General features: G+C 72.6%; 5 protein-coding genes (1 of these 5 cut by a window edge). 2 read left to right on the top strand and 3 right to left on the bottom strand.

Annotated features, from left to right (window positions below):
• Positions 1-74 precede the first annotated feature (74 nt).
• A complete protein-coding gene (locus tag KOI35_RS10190) occupies positions 75-845 on the top strand; it encodes a thioesterase II family protein (RefSeq protein WP_215785894.1) in 771 nt (256 codons plus the stop codon).
• Here KOI35_RS10190 and KOI35_RS10185 read toward each other — a convergent pair.
• Positions 842-1534, bottom strand: a complete 693-nt coding sequence (locus tag KOI35_RS10185) for an endonuclease/exonuclease/phosphatase family protein (RefSeq protein ID WP_215785892.1) — start codon at positions 1532-1534, stop codon at positions 842-844. The two genes, KOI35_RS10190 and KOI35_RS10185, sit on opposite strands and share 4 nt — an antisense overlap.
• On the opposite strand from KOI35_RS10185, the gene ccrA reads away from it, so the two are divergent.
• Entirely contained in the window at positions 1512-2894 is a 1383-nt protein-coding gene (gene ccrA / locus KOI35_RS10180; protein WP_215785890.1) for a crotonyl-CoA carboxylase/reductase, read from the top strand. The genes KOI35_RS10185 and ccrA overlap by 23 nt on opposite strands.
• Before the next feature lie 65 nt (positions 2895-2959).
• Here ccrA and KOI35_RS10175 read toward each other — a convergent pair whose 3' ends face one another.
• Positions 2960-4012 (bottom strand): DegT/DnrJ/EryC1/StrS family aminotransferase, encoded by a 1053-nt coding sequence (locus tag KOI35_RS10175; RefSeq protein WP_215785888.1) that lies wholly within the window; start codon positions 4010-4012, stop codon positions 2960-2962.
• On the bottom strand, positions 4012-20622 hold the 3' portion of the coding sequence (locus KOI35_RS47215) for a type I polyketide synthase (protein WP_246612869.1). It continues 13044 nt past the right edge of the window; only the last 16611 of its 29655 coding nucleotides appear in the window; the start codon falls outside the window, past its right edge — the gene reads right to left on this strand; the stop codon is at positions 4012-4014. Before KOI35_RS47215 ends, KOI35_RS10175 begins: the two co-directional genes overlap by 1 nt.

Here is a 20622-nt window from a genome sequence, read left to right as displayed (position 1 = left end):
TCTAGGGGATATTCAGCGCTTCGTGCGTTGTGCTCAACGGCAACGACTGACGAGCGCGACCCCGAGGACGAACCTTGACCATTGCCGATGACACCACGACGAGCTGGCTCCGGCGGTTCCGGTCGGGCACGGACCAGACCGGTCGTCTCGTGTGCTTCCCGCACGCGGGCGGCGCCGCCACCTTCTTCTATCCGGTCGCGACCCGGTTCGGCCCCACCATCGACGTGGTCGCACTGCAGTACCCGGGCCGGCAGGACCGCCGGGCCGAGCCGATGGTGCCCGACATCGCCACCCTGGCCGACCGGATCACCAACGAGCTGCTCCAGCTGAGCGACAAGCCCACGGTCTTCCTGGGCCACAGCATGGGAGCGGTTCTCGCGTACGAGGTCGCGTGGCGCCTGGAGCAGCGGGGCAGCACCCACGCCCCGCGCACGGTGATCGTCTCCGGGCGCCGGGCGCCCTCGGCCGGACGGCCCGACGCGCAGATCTACCTGCAGGACGACGCCACGTTCCTGGCCGAGCTGGAGAAGCTCAACGGCACGGCGATGAGCCTGATGGAGGACGAGGAGATGCGCCGGCTCACCCTGCCGGCCATCCGCAACGACTACCGCGCGGTCGAGACCCACCGCAGCGAGCCGGGCCGCCGCCTGGACGCCGCGATCACCGCGCTCACCGGCACCGAGGACCCGCAGGCGACGCTGGACGAGGTGGAGCAATGGCGCGACTTCACGACCGGTGCGTTCCGGCTGGCGTCCTTCCCGGGCGGGCACTTCTATCTGGTCGAGAAGCCGGCGCCGGTGATGGCCGAGGTCGACCGCGAACTGTCCGCCCTGGCCGGGGTCTAACCCAGTTCCACGCGTACGGGCCGGTGGTCGCTGCCGCACGACGGCAGCACCTCCGCCCGGACCACCCGCACCCCCGGCCCGGCCAGCACATGGTCGAGCTGCAGGAGCGGGCGCTGCGCCGGGAAGGTGCGACCGCGTACGACCGGCCGATAGGGGTGTCCGAACGCGATCGTGGGCCGGAACATGTTGAAGTCGCCCGCCACCACGGTCGGTCGGTCATCGCTTCTCAGGCCGGACACGAGTCGTCGCAGTTGCCGGGGGCCGTGCAGGACGCGGTGGGTCAGGTGGACGTTGACCAGGCGCACACCTTCGATGTGGGCCACCTGGGCGGCGCGCTCCCCCACCACGTCACGCGGCGCGGACCCGATCGCGACGGCCGCCGGGAACGAGGCGGGGAGGCGGCTCATCAGGGCCAGCCCCCAGGTGCCGGTCTCGTCCGGCACCGCACCCCGGGAGATCTCCAGATCGGCGAGACGGACCTCGTCGGTCAGGGCGATTTCCCCGTACGCGGTGTAGCCGCAATCAGCCGCAGCCTGCGCGGCCAGGCTGTCGGCGCCGGTGCGGGACCAGTTTTCCTGCACCAGAACGACATCGGTGTCGAGGGCCGCGATCGCGTCCTTGACCGCGAAGGGGCGGCCTCGGTGATCGAGACCGCAGTGCAGGTTGATGCTCGCCAGGCTGAAGACCACGGGACCGGATCTTAACTCGCGGAAGGGGACAATCGTGAACGACCTGCTGGACACCCTGGAGAGAGCCCCCTCCGAGGAGGTCGGCGCGCTGCCGGTTCCCGAGTGGTATCGGGGCGCGGTCGTGCTGGCCGAGGAGACCGAGATGTTCGCCGGCATGGCGACGCGCGACCGGGATCCGTCCAAGGCGCTGCACGTACGCGCGGTGCCCACGCCCGAAGTGGGGCCGGACGAGGTGCTCGTGGCCGTGATGGCGAGCAGCATCAACTACAACACCGTGTGGTCGGCGATCTTCGAACCGATGCCGACGTTCGGTTTCCTGAGCCGTTACGGGGCCAGCGTGCCCGGCGCCCGCAAGCACGACCAGCCGTATCACGTGGTCGGCTCGGACCTCTCCGGCGTGGTGCTGCGCACCGGCGTCGCGGTCCGTAACGTCAAGCCGGGCGACCGGGTCGTCGCGCACTGCCTCAACGTCGAGCTGACCGAGCCCGAGGGGCACGCCGACAGCATGCTCGACCCGGAGCAGCGGATCTGGGGCTTCGAGACCAACTACGGCGGGCTCGGCGAGCTGGCCCTGGTCAAGGCGAACCAGCTGATGCCCAAGCCGCGGCACCTGTCGTGGGAGGAGGCGGCCGTCTCGGGGCTGGTGCACTCCACCGCGTACCGGCAGCTGGTCTCCCCCAACGGCGCGCGGATGAAGCAGGGCGACGTGGTGCTCATCTGGGGGGCGGCCGGCGGGCTCGGGTCGTACGCGACCCAGCTGGTGCTCAACGGCGGCGGCATCCCGGTCTGCGTGGTGTCGAGCGAGCGCAAGGCCGAACTGGTCCGCTCGATGGGCGCCGAACTGGTCATCGACCGGCGGGCGGCCGGGCTGGAGTTCTGGAGCGACGAGCACACCCCGAACCCGCGCGAGTGGAAGCGGTTCGGCGGCCTGGTCCGCGATCTGACCGGCGGCGACGACCCGGACATCGTCTTCGAGCACCCGGGCCGTGAGACGTTCGGCGCCAGCGTCTACGTGGCCCGCCGTGGCGGCACCATCGTGACGTGCGCGTCGACGTCGGGCTACGACCACGTCTACGACAACCGGCACCTGTGGATGCGGCTCAAGCGGATCGTCGGCACGCACTTCGCCAACTACCGCGAGGCGTGGGAGGCGAACCGGCTGATCGCTCGCGGGATGGTGCATCCGACGGTGTCGGCCGTCTACAAGCTCGACGAGACCGGCACGGCGGTGTCCAAGGTGCACGCCAACCGGCACGACGGGAAGGTGGGCGTGCTGTGCCTGGCTCCTTCACCGGGTCTCGGGGTCGAGGACCACGAGATGCGGGCCCGGTACGAGAAGCAGATCAATCTCTTCCGCTGACCATTTTTCGAGGGCCGGTTTCCCGTACGGGGAACCGGCCCTCTTCTCTCGGTCTTGCCTTTTTTCTAGGCGTAGAACTCGCGCACCTTGCCGATGATGACGTCCTGGTCCTGCTCGGTCATACCGGTGTACGTGGGCAGGTAGAGCCCCCGCTCGGCGAACCGGTGCGCGTTCAGGGTCGGCCAGATGTCGTCGAGGTACATCGGCTGCCGGCTCATCGGCTTGAAGAACAGCCGGGTCTCGATGCCGGCCGCGGCCAGGTGGTCCATCAGCTCCTCGCGGCGGTCGGCGAGGAGGTCGTACATCCAGAGCACGTCCCGCTTGGGCAGCAGCGTGATGCCGTCCACCCCGGACAGCCCGGCGTCGTAGTACGCCTCGATCTTCGCGCGCCGGGCCAGGATCTCGTCCAGGCTCTCGGTCTGCGCGAGGGCGACGCCGGCCTGCATGTTGGTCATCCGGAAGTTGTAGGCGACCTTCTTGTGCAGGAAGTTGTGCTCCTTGCTGAACGCCATGCCGCGCAGGTGGGCCATCTGCCCGGCCAGCCGCTTGTCGTCGGTCAGGCAGATGCCGCCCTCGCCGGACGTGATGATCTTGTTGGCGAACAGCGAGAAGCAGGCGATGTCACCGGTCGGCTTGACGCCGTGGGCCTCGGCCGAGTCCTCGACCACGTGCAGGTTGTACTCGTAGCCGATCTGCAGGATCGGCTCCATGTCGCATTTCCGGCCGTAAATGTGCACCGGCACGATGGCCCGGGTCCGCGCGGTGATCTTCTCCTCGATCTTGCTGACGTCGATGTTGAGGTCGTCGCCGCAGTCGACGAACACCGGCGTCGCGCCGGTGTAGGTGACCGCCCACGCGGTGGCGATCATCGTGAATTCGGGGACGATCACCTCGTCGCCCGGGCCGATGTTCAGCGCCCGCAGCGCGAGCGTGATGGCCGCTGTGCCGGACGAACAGGCCACCCCGTGCGCGCTGCCGTGGAAGGCGGCGAACGCCTCCTCGAAGCGGGGCACCAGCGGGCCCTGCGACGAGATCCAGCCGGTGCGCACCGCCTCGCTGACGTACTCCAGCTCCCGCTCGGCCAGAAACGGCTTCGACACCTGGTACGTATACGACATCAGTTCCCCAGTTCCTCGTCGAGCATCGCGAACATGTCCTCGTCGGAGGCCGAGTCGAGGTTCACCTCGTCCCGCTCCCCCGCCGACTTGGTCTCGGCCCAGCGGCTGCGCAGCACGTCGAGCCGGCCGGCCACCTTACGGAACAGCTGCTCGTCCACGCTCGCGCCGGCCAGCACCTGCTCGAGGCGGTCGAGGTCGGCCAGCAGGGCGCCGGCCACGTCGGGCGCGCCCAGCGCGAGCTCGTCGAGCAGGTGCTCGGTGAGCTGGGTGGCGGTCGGATAGTCGAACACCACGGTCGCGCTGAGCTGCAGGCCGGTGGCGGCGCCGAGTCGGTTGCGCAGCTCGACCGCGGTCAGCGAGTCGAAGCCGAGCTCCTTGAAGGCCAGGTCGGGTTCGATGGTCTCCGGGCCGGCGTGGTCGAGCACGACCGCCACCTGCCGCCGCACGATGTCGAGCAGCACGCCGGTCCGCTCGGCCTCGCCCATCGCGGTGAGCTTCTCGATCAGGCCGTCGGCCGCTTCCGGGGCGGCCGTGTCGCGACGGTTGCGGCTGCGGACGAGACCGCGCAACAGGGCGGGCACGCTCGGGGCACCGCCCAGCACCGCGAGGTCGAGCCGCAGCGGCAGCACTGCCGCGGATCCGGCGCCCAGTGCGACGTCGAACAGGTCCAGGCCCTGCTCGACCGAGAGCGGCGGCATGCCCGTACGGGAAAGCCGGATCTTGTCCTTCTCACTCAGCATGCCCGGCTGGTCCCAGGTGCCCCAGGCCATCGAGACGGCTTGCTTCCCGGCCCCGCGGCGACGGGCGGCGAGGGCGTCCAGCACGGCGTTGGCGGCCGCGTAGTTGCCCTGGCCGGCGTTGCCGAACGTGCCCGCGGCCGACGAGAACAGCGCGAAGACCTCGGCGTCGGGCAGCAACTCGTCCAGGTGCCGGGCCGCGTCCGCCTTGGGCCGCAGCACGGTGTCGAGCCGTTCCGGGGTGAGCGAGCCGATGACACCGTCGTCGAGCACACCGGCGGCGTGGATGACACCGGTGATTTGGTGGCCCCTGATCGCTTTCGCCAGCGCCTCGCGGTCACCGGCGTCGCAGGCCGCGACCGTTACCCGGGCACCCCGCTCGTCCAGCTCGGCGACCAGATCGGCGGCGCCCCCGCTGCGGCTGACCAGCAGCAGATCCCGGATCCCGCGGTCGACCAGGTGCCGGGCGATCGTGCGGCCGAGACCGCCGGTGCCACCGGTGACAAGGTAGGTGCCCGCGGGCAGTTCCGGCGCTTCCGGACGCTCGGCGCGGGCGAGCCGGCCCGCCAGCACCTCGCCCTCGCGCAGCACCAGCTGCGGCTCGTCCAGGGCGAGCGCCGCGGGCAGCGCGAGAACGTTGTCGTCCAGCAGGTCGATCAGGCCGAACACGCCCGGGTTCTCGGACTGGGCCGCGCGCACCAGACCCCAGATCGCGGCCGCGGCCAGGTCGTCGCCGGTGGTGGCGCCGCGGGTGAGGAACACCAGCCGCTCACCGCCGAGCCGCTCCTCCTGCAGCAGGCCGAGCGCCCAGACGGTGGCCGAGTGCACGTCGGTCAGGCCCGCGACCGGAACCAGAACGACGTCACCCTCTCGTTCGAAGAGCGTTCCCAGCCCGTACGGGTCGTCGCCGTGCACAGTCGCAGCGGTGACTGTCTTCGAGGTCTTCTGTGTCGGCGTCCACGTGAGCTCGAACAGTTCGCCGCGGTCGGGGCCGGCGAACTGGCCGGGCGCCACCGCGCGGACCGCGAGGCTTTCGATCGACGCGACCGGGCGGCCGGACGGGTCGGCCACGGCGATGGCCATGGCGTCGCCCGACTTGCGCAGCCGGACTCGGACCGAACCGGCTCCGGCGGTGTGCAGCGAGACGCCGTTCCACGAGAACGGGAGGCCACCGCCGCCGTCCTCGTCACCGGCCAGCATCCAGGCGTGCAGCACCGAGTCGAGCAGGGCCGGGTGCAGCCCGAACCGCTCCGGATTGTTCTCGCCGGGCAGGGCAACCTCGGCGTAGATGTCGTCCCCGGACCGCCAGGCGGCGCGCAGGCCCCGGAAGACCGGTCCGTAGTCGAAACCGATCTCGGCCAGCTTCTCGTAGCCGCCGTCGACCGCCACGGCCTCGGCGCCCGCGGGCGGCCAGGTCGTCGCGTCGAAGTCGTCGGCGCTGCTTGTCGCGGCTCGGCCGGCTTCGGTGCTCAGGCGGCCCGTTGCGTGCTGGATCCAGGCGCCGTCGGCGCCCTCGGGGCGGGAGTGGATGCCGATCGTGCGGCCGCCCTGGTCGTCGGGTGTGCCCAGCGTGACCTGCAGCTGGATCGCGCCGGTCTCGGGGAGCACCAGCGGCGCGGCCAGGGTGAGTTCCTCGATGCGGTCGCACCCGGCCTCGTCGCCGGCCCGGACGGCCATCTCGACCAGCGCGGTGCCGGGCAGCAGGGTCGCGCCCATCACCCGGTGGTCGGCCAGCCAGGCGTGCGTCTTCAGCGACAGGCGACCGGTGGCGACCAGCGCGCCGTCGGGGGTGTCGAGCAGCGCGCCGAGCAGCGGGTGGGCGGCGTCGGCCAGGCCGAGACCGGTCGCGTCGCCCGCCTGGTGCACGGCGACCGGCCAGAACACGTCCCGCTGGAAGGCGTAGGTGGGCAGGTCGATCTTCCGGCCGTCGGTGAGGAGCGGCGACCAGTCGACCGTGACACCGGAGACATGCAGGCGGGCCAGGGCCGTCAGCGCGGTGGTCTCCTCGTCGCGGTCCCGGCGCAGCAGGGGCACACCGTTGTCGACCATGGCGGAGAGGACCGCGTCCGGGCCGATCTCGAGGAACTTGGCCCCTTCGAGCTTGGTTGCGTTGTCGGCGAACCGGACGGTGTCGCGGACGTGGTCGACCCAGTAGCCGGGATCCGTCACGTCGCCTGTGGATACCAGCGGGATATGCGGTTCGTTGAACGTAAGTTCGTCGACGACTGCGCGGAAGTCGGCCAGCATCGGCTCCATCAGCACCGAATGGAAGGCGTGCGACACCGTCAGTCGCTTGGTCTTCTCGAACTTCGCCGCGATGGCCAGGACCTCGTCCTCGGCGCCGCTGATCACGATCGCGTTCGGGCCGTTGACCGCCGCGATGCTCACGTTGGCGGTCAGCTCGGTCTCGATCTCGGCCTCGGAGGCCTGGATCGCGACCATCGCGCCGCCGGCCGGCAGGGCCTGCATCAGGCGGGCGCGGGCGGCGATCAGCGCGCACGCGTCCTCGAGCGACATGACACCGGCGACATGGGCCGCGGCGATCTCCCCGATCGAGTGGCCGGCGAGGTGGTCGGGCCGGATACCGAAGGACTCGACCAGGCGGTACAGGGCCACTTCGAGCGCGAAGATGGCGGGCTGGGCGTTGCCGGTCTGGTCCAGATCCACGTTCTCGTCGCCCAGCGGCAGGTCCAGGTAGGGGTCGAGTTCGGCGGCCACGGCGTCGTAGGCCTCGGCGAACACCGGGAAGCGGGCGTACAGCTCGCGGCCCATCCCGGCCCGCTGGGAGCCCTGGCCGGTGAACAGGAAGGCGAGCGGGCCGTCGGTGGCCGAGCCGCGGGCCACCTCGCGGACGCCGTCCGGGGTGGAGAGCAGGACGGCGCGGTGCGAGAACCGGGTCCGCGTGGTCAGCAGCGAGAAGCCGACGTCGACCGGGCGTTCCCCGGTGACCGCGGTGATCCGCTCGATCTGGCCGTCGAGCGCCCGCTCCGAACGAGCCGACACCACCCACGGCACGACCCGCTCATCCCCAGCCTTCAGGCTGCCGGGCTCGCTTGTGCTCGCCGCGCTGCTGGGCTGGGCCGCAGTCGCCGGGGTGGCGGGGGCGCCCTCCAGGAGCAGGTGGACGTTGGTGCCGCTGATGCCGAAGGACGAGACGCCGGCGCGGCGGGCGCGGCCGGTCTCGGGCCACGGCTGCTGTTCGGTGAGCAGTTCGACGTCGCCCGCCGTCCAGTCGACGTGGGTCGAGGGCTGGTCGACGTGCAGGGTCTGCGGCAGCATGCCGTACCGCATGGCCATCACCATCTTGATGACACCGGCGACACCGGCCGCGGCCTGGGCGTGACCGATGTTCGACTTGATCGAGCCGACCAGGAGCGGCCGCTCGCGGTCCTGGCCGTAGGTGGCCAGCAGGGCCTGGGCCTCGATCGGGTCACCCAGCGTGGTGCCGGTGCCGTGCGCCTCGATCGCGTCGATGTCACTCGTGCGCAGGCCCGCGCCGGCCAGCGCCTGCCGGATGACCCGCTGCTGAGACGGGCCGTTGGGGGCGGTGAGGCCGTTGGAGGCGCCGTCCTGGTTGACCGCCGAGCCGCGCACGACGGCCAGGATGTGGTGACCGTTGCGGATGGCGTCGGACTGGCGTTCCAGCACGATCAGGCCCGCGCCCTCGGACCATCCGACGCCGTCGGCCGCGTCCGAGAAGGCCTTGGATCGGCCGTCCGGGGCGAGGCCACGCTGCCGGGAGAAGCCGATCAGCGCGCTCGGCGACGACATCACCGTGACGCCGCCGGCGACGGCCAAGGTGCATTCGCCGTCGCGCAGGGCCTGCATGGCCCAGTGCATCGCGACCAGGGAGGACGAGCAGGCGGTGTCGACGGTGACGGCCGGGCCCTCGAAGCCGAACGTGTACGACACGCGGCCCGAGGCGACGCTGGGCGAGGTGCCGGTGATCTGGCCGCCGCCGAGCTGCGCGCCCTCGAGCAGGGCCGAGTAGTCGTTGTACATGAGGCCGGCGAAGACGCCGGTGCGGCTGCCACGCAGGGTGGACGGGTCGATGCCGGAGCGCTCGATCGCCTCCCACGTGGTCTGCAGGAGCAGGCGCTGCTGCGAGTCCGTCTCGAGGGCCTCGCGCGGGGACATGCCGAAGAACGCCGGGTCGAACTCGGGGGCGTCGTGCAGGAAGCCACCTTCGCGGGCGTACGAGGTGCCGGGGTGGTCCGGATCCGGGTGGTAGAGGCCCTCGACGTCCCAGCCGCGGTTGACCGGGAAGGCGCTGATGGCGTCGCCGCCGCCCGCGACCAGTCGCCAGAGCGCCTCGGGCGAGTCGACGCCGCCCGGGTAGCGGCAGGCCATGCCGACGATGACGATCGGGTCGTCGGTCGTGGTGACCATCGGGATCAGCTCGTCGGCCGCGATCTCGGTGACCCCGCCGAACAGTTCGTCGCGCAGATACCCGGCCAGGACGATCGAGTTCGGGTAGTCGAACACGAGCGTGGCCGGCAGCTTGAGGCCGGTCGCCTCGTTGAGCTGGTTGCGCAGCTCGACGCCGGCGAGGGAATCGAAGCCCATCTCGCTGAACGCTCGGTCGGGCTCGATCGCGTCGGCGTTCGGGTGGCCGAGCACGGCGGCGACCTGGCCCCGGACGAGGTCGAGCAGGTCCGCCTCGTTCAGGTCGGTCACGGGCGCGACCTTGCGGGCGGCCGACCGGCGGGCCGCCGGAGCGAGTCCACGGAGTAGAGCCGGAACGGAGTCGGTACGCGACCCTAGGGCCGACGTGTCGACGCGGATCGGGGCGACCGCCGGGTGGCCCGCGTCGAGCGCGGTCGCGAACAGCGCCAGGCCCTCCTCGGCGGGCACCGGCGGGACGCCCTGGATGGCCATGCGGGTGCGGTCGACGTCGGTCAGGTACTCGACGAGGCCCGCGCCGACGTCCCACAGCGAGAACGCCATGGCCGTGGCGGGCAGGCCGAGCGAGTGGCGGTGCGAGGCCAGGCCGTCCAGGAACACGTTGGCCGCGGCGTAGGGGGCCTGTCCGGCGGCGAGGATCTGGCCGCCGGCCGACGAGAACATGACGAACGCGGCCAGGTCGCGGTCCGCGGTCAGCTCGTGCAGGTGCCAAGCCGCGTCCGCCTTGGGGGCGAGCACGGCGTCGAACCGCTCGGGCGTCATGGTGCCGATCAGGCCGTTGTCGCCCGTACCGGCGGCGTGGACCACTGCGGTGAGGTTGTCGATGCCGCCGAGCAGGGCCGCGAGCGCGTCCCGGTCGGTGACGTCGCACGCCTCGATGCGGATACCGGGAACGGCGGCCAGGTCGGCCGCGCCCGGGGCGTCGAGGCCGCGGCGGCTGGTCAGCACGACCTCGCGAACGCCGCGCTCGGCGAGCAGGTAGCGGGCCACGACCGCGCCGAGCCCGCCGGTGCCGCCGGTGACGAGGACCGTGCCCTCCGGGTCGAACGCGGGCGGGGTGCCCGGCTCGGTGACAGCTGCGAAGCGCGGCACGAAGACCGCACCGTCGCGGATCGCGGCCTCGGGCTCGCCCGCCGCGGCGATGGCGGCCAGGGTCTCGTCGCTGGGATCGCCGTTGACGTCGACGAGCGTGATGCGGCCCGGGTTCTCGGCCTGGGCCGCGCGCACCAGACCCCAGATCGGGGATTGCGCGACGTCGACCGGGTCGCCCTCGGTCACGGCGACCGCGGTACGGGTCACCATCACGAGGTGGGAGTCCGCGTAGCGGTCCCCGGCCAGGAACTCCTGCACGACTGCGAGCGCCTGGTGCGTGAGCGTCCGGGTCGCGGCCGGGACTGTGCCCGTGGCCGTCTTCCCGGCGTACGCGACGAGCGGCGGAACTGAATCGCCGAGCGTGCCCCACCACCCGGCGGAACCGCCGCCCGCGGCGACGGTGAGCGGGCGCCACGAGACGGCGTAGACCGGCTCGGTGGCGCGCAACTGCTGCTCGGACACCGGGCGGCCGGTCATGGTGCCGACGGCCAGGACCGGGTTTCCGGCGGCGTCGGCGACCTCGATGCGCATGCTGTTGTCGGTCGGCAGGTGGGTCACCCGCACCCGCACGTCGGTGGCGCCGACGGCCGCGAGGCGTACGTCGTTCCACGCGAACGGGATGACCGCCTGGTCACCCGTGCCGACCAGGATCGCCGGGTGCATGGTGGCGTCGAGCAGGGCCGGGTGCACGAGGAAGCCGGCCGGGGCCGCGACCTCGGGCAGCGACACCTCGGCGTAGAGCACGTCGCCGTCGCGCCACACGGCCCGCAGGCCCTGGAACGCCGGGCCGTAGCCGAAGCCGCTCTGCGCGATCGTGCCGTACGGGTCCGCGTTCTCGACGGGCTCGGCACCGGGCGGGGGCCAGGCGGCGAGGTCGAACGCGAGCGCGGCGGCCTGCGCGGCGAGCACGCCGGACGCGTGCTGCAGCCAGGCTTCGCCGGTGCGCGAGTGGATGGCGAAACGACGGCGCCCGTACGCGTCGGGCGCGTCGACGGTGAGCTGCAGGCGTACGGTCTCGTCGCCCGTCAGCACGAGCGGCGCGGCCAGGGCCAGTTCCTCGACCGCGGCGCCGCCGACCTCCTCGCCCGCGCGCAGGGCCATCTCAACCAGGGCCGAGCCCGGGACGAGGGCACTGCCGAGCACGGTGTGGTCGGCGATCCACGGGTGGGTGCTCAGCGAGACCCGGCCGGTGAACACCGCGCCGCCGTCGGGGGCGCGAAGCACGGCGCCGAGCAGCGGGTGGTCGACCGGAGCGAGGCCGGCCGCGCCCAGGTCGGCACCGGTGGTCGCCTCGAGCCAGAAACGCTGGTGCTGGAAGGCGTACGTGGGAAGGTCGGTCTTGCGGCCCCCGGCGATGAGCGGGGTCCAGTCGACCGGCACGCCCTCGACGTGCAGGCGGGCCAGCGCGGTGAGAGCGGTGAGCTCCTCGTCGCGCTCGCGGCGCATCATCGGCACCGCGCCCTCGACCATGCCGGACAGCACGGCGTCGGGGCCCAGCTCGAGGAAGTGGGTGACGCCGCGCGCCCGCAGGGTGGCCGCGTTGTCGGCGAACCGCACGGTGTCGCGCACGTGATCCACCCAGTACGCCGGGTCGGTCACGTCGCCGGTGGTCACCAGCGGAATCGTCGGCGGGTTGAACGTGAGCCCGGCGACGACATCGCGGAAGTCGTCGAGCATCGGGTCCATCAGCACCGAGTGGAACGCGTGGCTGACCATGAGCCGCTTCGTCTTCTCGAACAGGCCCGCGATGTCCTGGACCTCGTCCTCGGCGCCGGAGATCACGACCGCATTCGGGCCGTTGACCGCCGCGATGCTGACGTTGTCGGTGAGCGGGATCTCGTCCTCGGCGGCCTGGATCGCCACCATGGCCCCGCCCGCGGGCAGGTCCTGCATGAGACGGGCCCGCATGGCGATGAGCATGCACGCGTCCTCAAGGGACAGCACGCCCGCGACGTGGGCCGCGGCGACCTCACCGATCGAGTGGCCGGCCAGGTAGTCGGGCTTGACGCCGAACGACTCGGCCAGGCGGAACAGGGCCACCTCGAGCGCGAAGATGGCGGGCTGGGCGTTGCCGGTCTGGTCGAGATCGGCGCCCGGGTCGCCGAGCGGCAGGTCCAGGTAGAGGTCGAGTTCGGCCGCCACGGCGTCGTAGGCCTCGGCGAAGACCGGGAAGCTCTCCCGCAGCGCCGCGCCCATGCCCGCGTGCTGCGAGCCCTGGCCGGTGAACAGGAACGCGGTGGCGCCGCCGGGCTTGGCCCGCCCGGTGACGACGGAGGCCGAGTTGATGCCGGACGCCAGCTCGCGCAGGCCGTCGCCGAGCACGACGGCCCGGTGTTCGAGGGCCGAGCGGGTCGTGGCGAGCGTCCACGCGACGTCGAGCGGGTTGCGGTCGTCGGTGACCGGGGCCAGGCGCTCGGCCTGGGCCCGCAGCGCCTCGGGGGTCGCGGCCGAGAGCAGCAGCGGGAGGGTGCCCGGGGGCTCCTGGACCGGCGCCGGCGCGGGAGCCGGCGCATCGGGCTGTTCCAGGATGACGTGGGCGTTGGTGCCGCTGATGCCGAACGACGAGACGCCGGAACGGCGCGGACGGCTTACGGACGGCCACGGCACGGTGGCCGACGCGAGCGAGACCGAGCCCGCGGCCCAGTCGACGTGCGGCGACGGCTCGTCGGCGTGCAGCGTGCGCGGCACGACGCCGTGCTGCATGGCCTGCACCATCTTGATGATGCCCGCGACGCCGGCGGCGGCCTGCGGGTGGCCGATGTTCGACTTGATCGAGCCGAGCAGCAGCGGCGTCTCGCGGTCCTGCCCGTACGTGGCGAGCAGGGCCTGCGCCTCGATCGGGTCACCGAGCGTGGTGCCGGTGCCGTGCGCCTCGACGACGTCCACGTCGGCGGCCGTCAGGCCCGCGGTGCCGAGCGCCTGGCGGATGAGCCGCTGCTGGGACGCGCCGTTGGGGGCGGTGAAGCCGTTGGAGGCGCCGTCCTGGTTGACCGCGGTGCTGCGGATGACGGCCAGGACGTCGTGCCCGTTGCGGCGCGCGTCGGACAGCTTCTCGACGAGCAGGACGCCGACGCCCTCGGACCAGCCCACGCCGTCCGCGCCCGCGCCGAACGCCTTGCAGCGTCCGTCGGGGGCGAGACCACGCTGGCGGCTGAACTCGACGAGCATGCCGGGCGTGGCCATGACCGTCGAGCCGCCCGCGAGGGCCAGGGAGCATTCGCCGCTGCGCAGGGCCTGGGCGGCCAGGTGCAAGGCGACCAGGGACGACGAGCAGGCGGTGTCGACGGTGACGGCCGGGCCCTCGAAGCCGAACGTGTAGGAGACGCGGCCGGAGACCACGCTGCCGCCGGACGTGCCGGAGGGCGACGTGTTGAGCGCGTAGTCGTGGTACATGACGCCGGCGAAGACGCCCGTGTCGGTGCCGCGCAGCGAGGCCGGATCGATGCCGGCGCGCTCCATGACCTCCCACGACGCCTCGAGCAGCAGGCGCTGCTGCGGGTCCATGAACAGCGCCTCGCGCGGCGCGACGCCGAACAGCGTCGGGTCGAAGTCGGCGGCGTCGTAGAGGAAGCTGCCGCGCTTGGTGTAGCTCTTGCCGTCCTTGCCGATCTCGGGGTCGTAGAGGTCGGGGTCCCAGCCGCGGTCGGACGGCAGGTCGCCGGTCGCGTCGGTCTCGGCCATGACCAGTCGCCACAGGTCCTCGGGCGAGCTGACGCCGCCCGGGTAGCGGCAGGCCATGCCGACGATCGCGATGGGCTCATCCATGTCGACCTTTACGGCCGGCTGCTTCTCTTCCAGCGTGGCGGGGCCCTCGAGAAGGCCCTCCAGGAACGCGGCCAGGGCCTGCGAGCTGGGGTGGTCGAAGACGATGGTGGCGGGCAGCGTCAGGCCGGTGACGGTGTTGAGGCGGTTGCGCAGCTCGATCGCGGCCAGGGAGTCGAAGCCGAGCTCCTGGAACGGGCGAGCCGGCTCGACCGCCTCGGGGCCGGCGTGGCTGAGCACGGCGGCGACCTCGGTGCGGACCAGCTGCAGGAGGGCGCGGGTGCGCTCGGCTCCGATCAGACCGGCGACCGTACGGGTGAGGGCACCGTCCGCCACGGCCGCGGCGGCCCGCCGTACGCCGGGAGCCAGGCCCCGCAGCAGCGCCGGAACCGTGTCGGTGCGGGCCCGCAGCGCGGCCGTGTCCACCTTGACCGTGACGACCGTGGGCCGGGGCGACCCGAGCGCGGACGCGAACAGGGCCAGGCCCTCGTCCCCGGACACCGCGGGCAGGCCCTGAGCGGCCATGCGGGTGCGGTCGGCGTCGCCGATGTACTGCGCGAGACCGCCCTCGACGTCCCACAGCGAGAACGCGACCGAGGTGGCCGGCAGCCCGCGGTAGTGGCGGTGGGCGGCGAGACCGTCGAGGAACACGTTGGCGGCCGCGTAACCGGCCTGGCCCGCCGTGAGGACCAGGCCGCCCGCCGACGAGAACAGGACGAACGCGGCCAGGTCGCGGCCCGCGGTCAGCTCGTGCAGGTGCCAGGCGGCGTCGGCCTTCGGCGTGAGCACAGTGTCGAGGCGCTCGGGCGTGATCGCGGCGAGCAGGCCGTTGTCGCCGACGCCGGCCGCGTGGACGACCGCGGTGAGGTCGTCGATGCCGTCGAGCAGCTCGGCCACGGCCGCCTTGTCGCCGACGTCACAGGCCACCACGCGGGCGCCCAGTTCCTCGGCCAGCTCGGCGGCCCCCGGGGCGTCGAGGCCGCGGCGCGATGTGAGGACCAGGCCGCGTACGCCGGGAAGGGTCTTCAGATGGCGAGCGACCGCGGCACCGATGCCGCCGGTGCCACCCGTGACGAGCACCGTGCCGTCGAACGCGACCGGGGTGGCCGGCTCTGCGATGCGGCGCAGGCGCGGCACGTGGAGCTCGCCGTCGCGTACGGCCGCCTCGGGCTCGTCCGTGACGACCGGACGCTCGCCCGGGCCCGCCGTGTCGACGAGCGTGAACCGGCCCGGCGTCTCGGCCTGGGCCGAACGCACGAGGCCCCAGATCGGCGCCTGGACGACGTCGACGTCCTCACCCGGCAGCACGGCGACCGCGCGGTGGGTGTTGATGACGAGCGGGCCCTCGGCGTTCTGCAGCGCGGCCAGCACCTGAGCAGTGAGCGCACGGACGGCGCTTGGCACGTCGCCGCCGGGCGTGATGCAGTCGAGGACCGGGATGTCGTCGCGGATCTCGGCGGTCAGCTTCTGCCAGTCGATGCCGTAGACCGGCTCGGGGGCCGTGCCGATCTGCTCGGCGGCGATCGGGCGACCGGCCATCGCGCCGACGGTCAGCACCGGGCGGCCGGTCACGTCGGCGACGGTGATGCCGAGGCTGCCGGAGCCGCGAGCCAGGCGGACGCGGGCGGCGGGGGCGCCGACGGCGTGCAGGCGTACGTCGTTCCACACGAACGGGATGACGGTGTCCTCGCCGCCGAGGCGCACACCTTCGATCATCGCGACGTGCATGCCCGCGTCGAACAGGGCCGGGTGCAGGCCGTACTTGTCGGCGCCGGCGTCCTCGGGCAGGACCGCCTCGGCGAACAGGTCCTCGCCGACCCGCCAGGCCGCACGGAGGGCCTGGAACGTCGGGCCGTAGGCGAAGCCGGACTCGCGCAGGATCTCGTACGCGTCGTCGACCGGCACGTCGATCGCGTCGGCCGGCGGCCACGCGGTCAGCTCGTCCGGCGCGGGCAGCACGGCGTCGGACAGGGTGCCCAGCGCGTGCAGTGTCCAGATCTGGCCGTCCGGGCTGGAGTGGATGCCGAGCGAGCGGCGGGCCCGGTCGTCGGGCGCGCCGACCACGACCTGCACCTGCACGGTGCCGCGGGCGGGCAGCACCAGCGGGGCCGACATGGTCAGTTCGTCGAGGACGCCGCAGCCGGCCTCCTCGGCAGCGCGCAGGGCCAGCTCCACGTAGCCGGTGCCGGGAAGGACGGGCGAGCCGTGCACGACGTGGTCGGCCAGCCAGGACTGGCGGGCGATGCCGATGCGGCCGGTCGCGACGAGTCCACCGTCGGGGGTGTGCAGGAACGCGCCGAGCATGGGGTGACCGGCGGGCTGCAGACCGGCGACGTCGACGTCACCGATCGGGGCGGCGCCGCTGGGCCAGAAGCTGTGGCGTTCGAAGGCGTACGTGGGCAGGTCGATCTTCTTGCCGCCCGTGGTCAGCTTCGCCCAGTCGACCGGCACGCCGGTGACGCTGAGGCGGGCCAGGGCGGTCATCGTCGTGCGGACCTCGTCCCGGTCGCGCCGCAGCATCGGGATGCCGTTGTCGACCATGCCGGACAGGACCGCGTCGGGGCCGAGCTCCAGGAACTTGGCGCCTTCGAGCTTGGCGACGTTGTCGGCGAACCGGACGGTGTCGCGGACGTGGTTGACCCAGTACTCGGGATCCGTCACGTCGCCTGTGGACACGATCGGGATTTGCGGATCGTTGAACGTAAGTCCGCCGACGACTGCGCGGAAGTCGGCCAACATCGGGTCCATCAAGACCGAATGGAACGCGTGGGAGACCGTAAGACGCTTGGTTTTGTCGAACTGCGAAGCGATCGCCAGGACCTCGTCCTCGGCGCCCGAGATCACGACTGCCCGCGGGCCGTTGATCGCCGCGATGCTCACGTTGGCGGTCAGCGCGATCTCGTCCGGGGCGGCCTGGATCGCGACCATCGCGCCGCCTGCGGGCAGGTCCTGCATCAGGCGGGCGCGCATCGCGATGAGCGTGCACGCGTCCTCGAGGCTGAGCACCCCGGCGACGTGGGCCGCGGCGACCTCACCGATCGAGTGGCCGGCCAGGTGGTCCGGCTTGATGCCGAGGGACTCGGCCAGGCGGTAGAGGGCCACTTCGAGGGCGAAGATGGCGGGCTGGGCGTTGCCGGTCTGGTCCAGGTCGGCATCGGCATCGCCCAGGGGCAGGTCCAGGTACGGGTCCAGCTCGGCGGCGACCGCGTCCCACGCCTCGGCGAAGGCCGGGAAGCGGGCGTACAGCTCGCGGCCCATGCCGGCGCGCTGCGAACCCTGGCCGGTGAACAGGATGGCGAGGGGGCCGTCGGTCGTGGTGCCGCGGGCGATCTCGGCGCCGTCGAGCAGCACGGCGCGGTGGGCGAAACGGGCCCGCGTCGTGAGGAGCGAGTGGGCGATGTCGAGCGGGGCGGCGTCGACCAGGCCGAGGCGGGCGATCTGCTCGTCCAGGGCGGCGGCAGACTTGGCCGACACGATCATCGGCACCGGGCGGGCAGCCTCGGTCGTCGCAGCCTCGGTCGTCACGGCCTCGCTGCCGTCGGCGTCGATGACCTTGTTGCCGCCGGCCGCGATGACCGTGGTCTTGTTGCCGGCAGGCTCGATGGCGGCGTCGGGGACGGCCTCGATGATGACGTGGGCGTTGGTGCCGCTGATGCCGAACGACGACACGGCCGCGCGGCGCGGGCGGCCCAGCTCGGGCCACGGCGTCTCGGCGGTGGCCAGCTCGACCGCGCCCGTGGTCCAGTCCACGTGCGACGACGGGGCGTCGACGTGCAGTGTGCGCGGGACCGTGCCGTGCCGCATCGCCATGACCATCTTGATGACACCGGCGACACCGGCCGCGGCCTGCGAGTGGCCGATGTTCGACTTGACCGAACCGACCAGCAGGGCGTGGTCGCGATCCTGCCCGTACGTGTTGATGAGCGCCTGGGCCTCGATCGGGTCACCGAGCGTCGTGCCGGTGCCGTGCGCCTCAACCACGTCCACATCGGCGGTGGTCAGGCCGCCACTGGCGAGCGCCTGGCGGATGACGCGCTGCTGGGACGGGCCGTTGGGGGCGGTCAGTCCGTTGGACGCGCCGTCCTGGTTGATGGCCGAACCGCGTACGAGGCCAAGAATGGTGTGGCCGTTGCGCCGTGCGTCCGATTCGCGCTCGAGCACGAGGATGCCGATGCCCTCGCCCCAGCCCACGCCGTCGGCCTGGTCGGCGAACGGCTTGCAGCGGCCGTCGGCGGACAGGCCGCGCTGGCGGGAGAACTCGACGAACGTGCCGGGCGACGACATGACCGTGACGCCGCCGGCGAGCGCGAGCGTGCACTCCCCCGCCCGCAGCGCCTGCATGGCCCAGTGCATGGCCACGAGCGACGACGAGCAGGCGGTGTCGACGGTGACGGCCGGGCCCTCGAAGCCAAACGTGTAGGAGACGCGGCCCGATGCGATGCTCGGCGAGCTGCCGGTGCCGCGCTGGCCGTCGAAGTCCTTGGGGTCGAGCATGTGGGCGTAGTCGTTGTACATGACGCCGGTGAAGAAGCCCGTACGGCTGCCGCGCAGCCCGGCCGGGTCGATGCCCGCGCGCTCCAGGGCCTCCCACGTGGTCTGCAGGAGCAGGCGCTGCTGCGAGTCGGTGGTCAGGGCCTCGCGCGGGGACATGCCGAAGAACGCCGGGTCGAACTGGTCGGCGTCGTGCAGGAAGCCGCCGTGCCGCGTGTACGTGGTGCCGGGGTGGTTCGGGTCGGAGTTGAACAGCGAGTCGACGTCCCAGCCGCGGTTGGCCGGGAACTCGGTGATCGCGTCGGTGCCGTCGAGGACGAGGTTCCACAGATCCTCGGGCGAGTTGACGCCGCCCGGGTAGTGGCAGGCCATGCCGACGATCACGATCGGGTCGTCGGTCGTGGGCGTCGTGACCGGTGCGGCTTCCTCGGCCAGCAGAGCGCCGAACAGCTCGTCGTGCAGGTAGCCGGCGAGGCTGGTCGCCGTCGGGTAGTCGAAGACGAGCGTGGACGGCAGGCGCAGGCCGGTGACCGTGCCGAGGCGGTTGCGCAGCTCGACGGCGGTGAGCGAGTCGAAGCCGAGCTCGCGGAACGCCCGGGCCGGGTCGACCGTGGCCGGTCCGGCGTGGCCCAGCACGGCCGCGACCTCCAGGCGTACGAGGTCGAGCAGGGTCTCCAGGCGCTCGGCCTCGGCCAGCGGGGCGAGCCGCTGGATGAGATCGCGGGCGGGCTGGGAACCGGCGGCCGAACGGCGGGTACGGCTGCGGACCAGGCCCTGCAGCATCGGGTGCAGGTCGGTGCGGGCGCGCAGGCCGGGCAGGTCGATGCGCAGCGGCAGCACGGCGGCCCGGTCGGCGGTGAGCGCGGTGTCGAACAGCGCCAGACCCTGCTCGACGGTCAGCGGCGGCATGCCGGAGTTGCGGATGCGGGCCAGGTCGACGTCGTTCATCTCGCCGACCATGCCGCCGACGCCCTCCCAGGCGCCCCAGGCCATCGCCACGGCGGGCTTGCCCTCAGCACGCCGGTGCTCGGCGAGCGCGTCCAGGTAGGCGTTGGCGGCGGCGTAACCGGCCTGGCCGGGGTTGCCGAACGTGCCGGCCGCCGACGAGAACAGCACGAAGGCCTTGAGGTCGGGCAGCAGCTCGTGCAGGTGCCGGGCGGCGCTCGCCTTGGGCCGCAGCACGGCGGCGATGCGCTCGGGGGTCTGCGCGGCGATGACACCGTCGTCGAGGACGGCGGCAGCGTGCACCACGGCGGTGAAGTCGTGCTCGGCGACCAGGCCGGCCACGGCGTCCCGGTCGGACACGTCGCAGGCCACGGTGGTGACACGGGTGTCGTCGTCGATGCCGGTGCCGCTCCGGCTGGCCAGGACCACTCGGCCGGCGCCCTGGTCGAGCAGATGCCGGGCGATGACCTGGGCCAGGGCGCCGGAGCCGCCGGTGATGAGGATCGTGTCGCCGTCGGTCCAGGCAACCTTTGCCCCGGCCGTCGTGCGGGCGACGCGGGGCACGAGGATCTCGCCGTTGCGGATGCGCAGCTCGGGCTCGCCGGTCGCGACGGCGGCGGCAATCAGCGCGTCGTCGTCGGTGTCGACCAGCACGAACCGGCCGGGGTTCTCGGACTGGGCCGAGCGGACCATTCCCCGTACGGGGGCCGCAGCCAGCTCGTCGGGGTGGGAGACGAACACGACGAGGCGGTCGTCGTCCTGCTGCAGGCGGGTCAGGGCCTCGGACAGGTCGCCGCCGGCGATCTCGTAGTCAGGGGTGTCGGTGCCGGCCTTCACAGCGACCCAGTCGACGACGTAGAGCGGCTCGGGGCCGGACAGCTGGTCGCCGTCGACCGCGCGGGTCACCAGCGAGGCGATCGTCGCGACCGGGGCGCCCGTCGGGTCGGCGATCGCGATGGACACGGCGTCGCCGTCGGGGCGCAGCCGGACGCGTACGGACGACGCGCCGGTCGCGTGCAGGGTGACGCCCTCCCACGTGAACGGCAGGCCACGCTGGGCGCCCTCGCCGAAGCCCGCGGCATGCAGCACGGCGTCGAGCAGGGCGGGCTGGATGCCGTAGCCGTCGGGGGTCACGCCCTCGGGCAGGGCCGCCTCGGCGTACACGTCGCCGCCTTCGCG

It is taken from the genome of Paractinoplanes bogorensis, from assembly GCF_018829635.1.
GTDB classification, from domain to species: domain Bacteria; phylum Actinomycetota; class Actinomycetes; order Mycobacteriales; family Micromonosporaceae; genus Actinoplanes; species Actinoplanes bogorensis.
Note: the sequence above shows the minus strand (reverse complement) of the source record. Positions and strands in the feature narration are given on the sequence as shown.

Coding starts and splice junctions, on each gene's coding strand:
- ccrA (WP_215785890.1), top strand. CDS start 1,512: ATGCTCGCCAGGCTGAAGACCACGGGACCGGATCTTAACTCGCGGAAG.
- KOI35_RS10175 (WP_215785888.1), bottom strand. CDS start 4,012: ATGTCGTATACGTACCAGGTGTCGAAGCCGTTTCTGGCCGAGCGGGAG.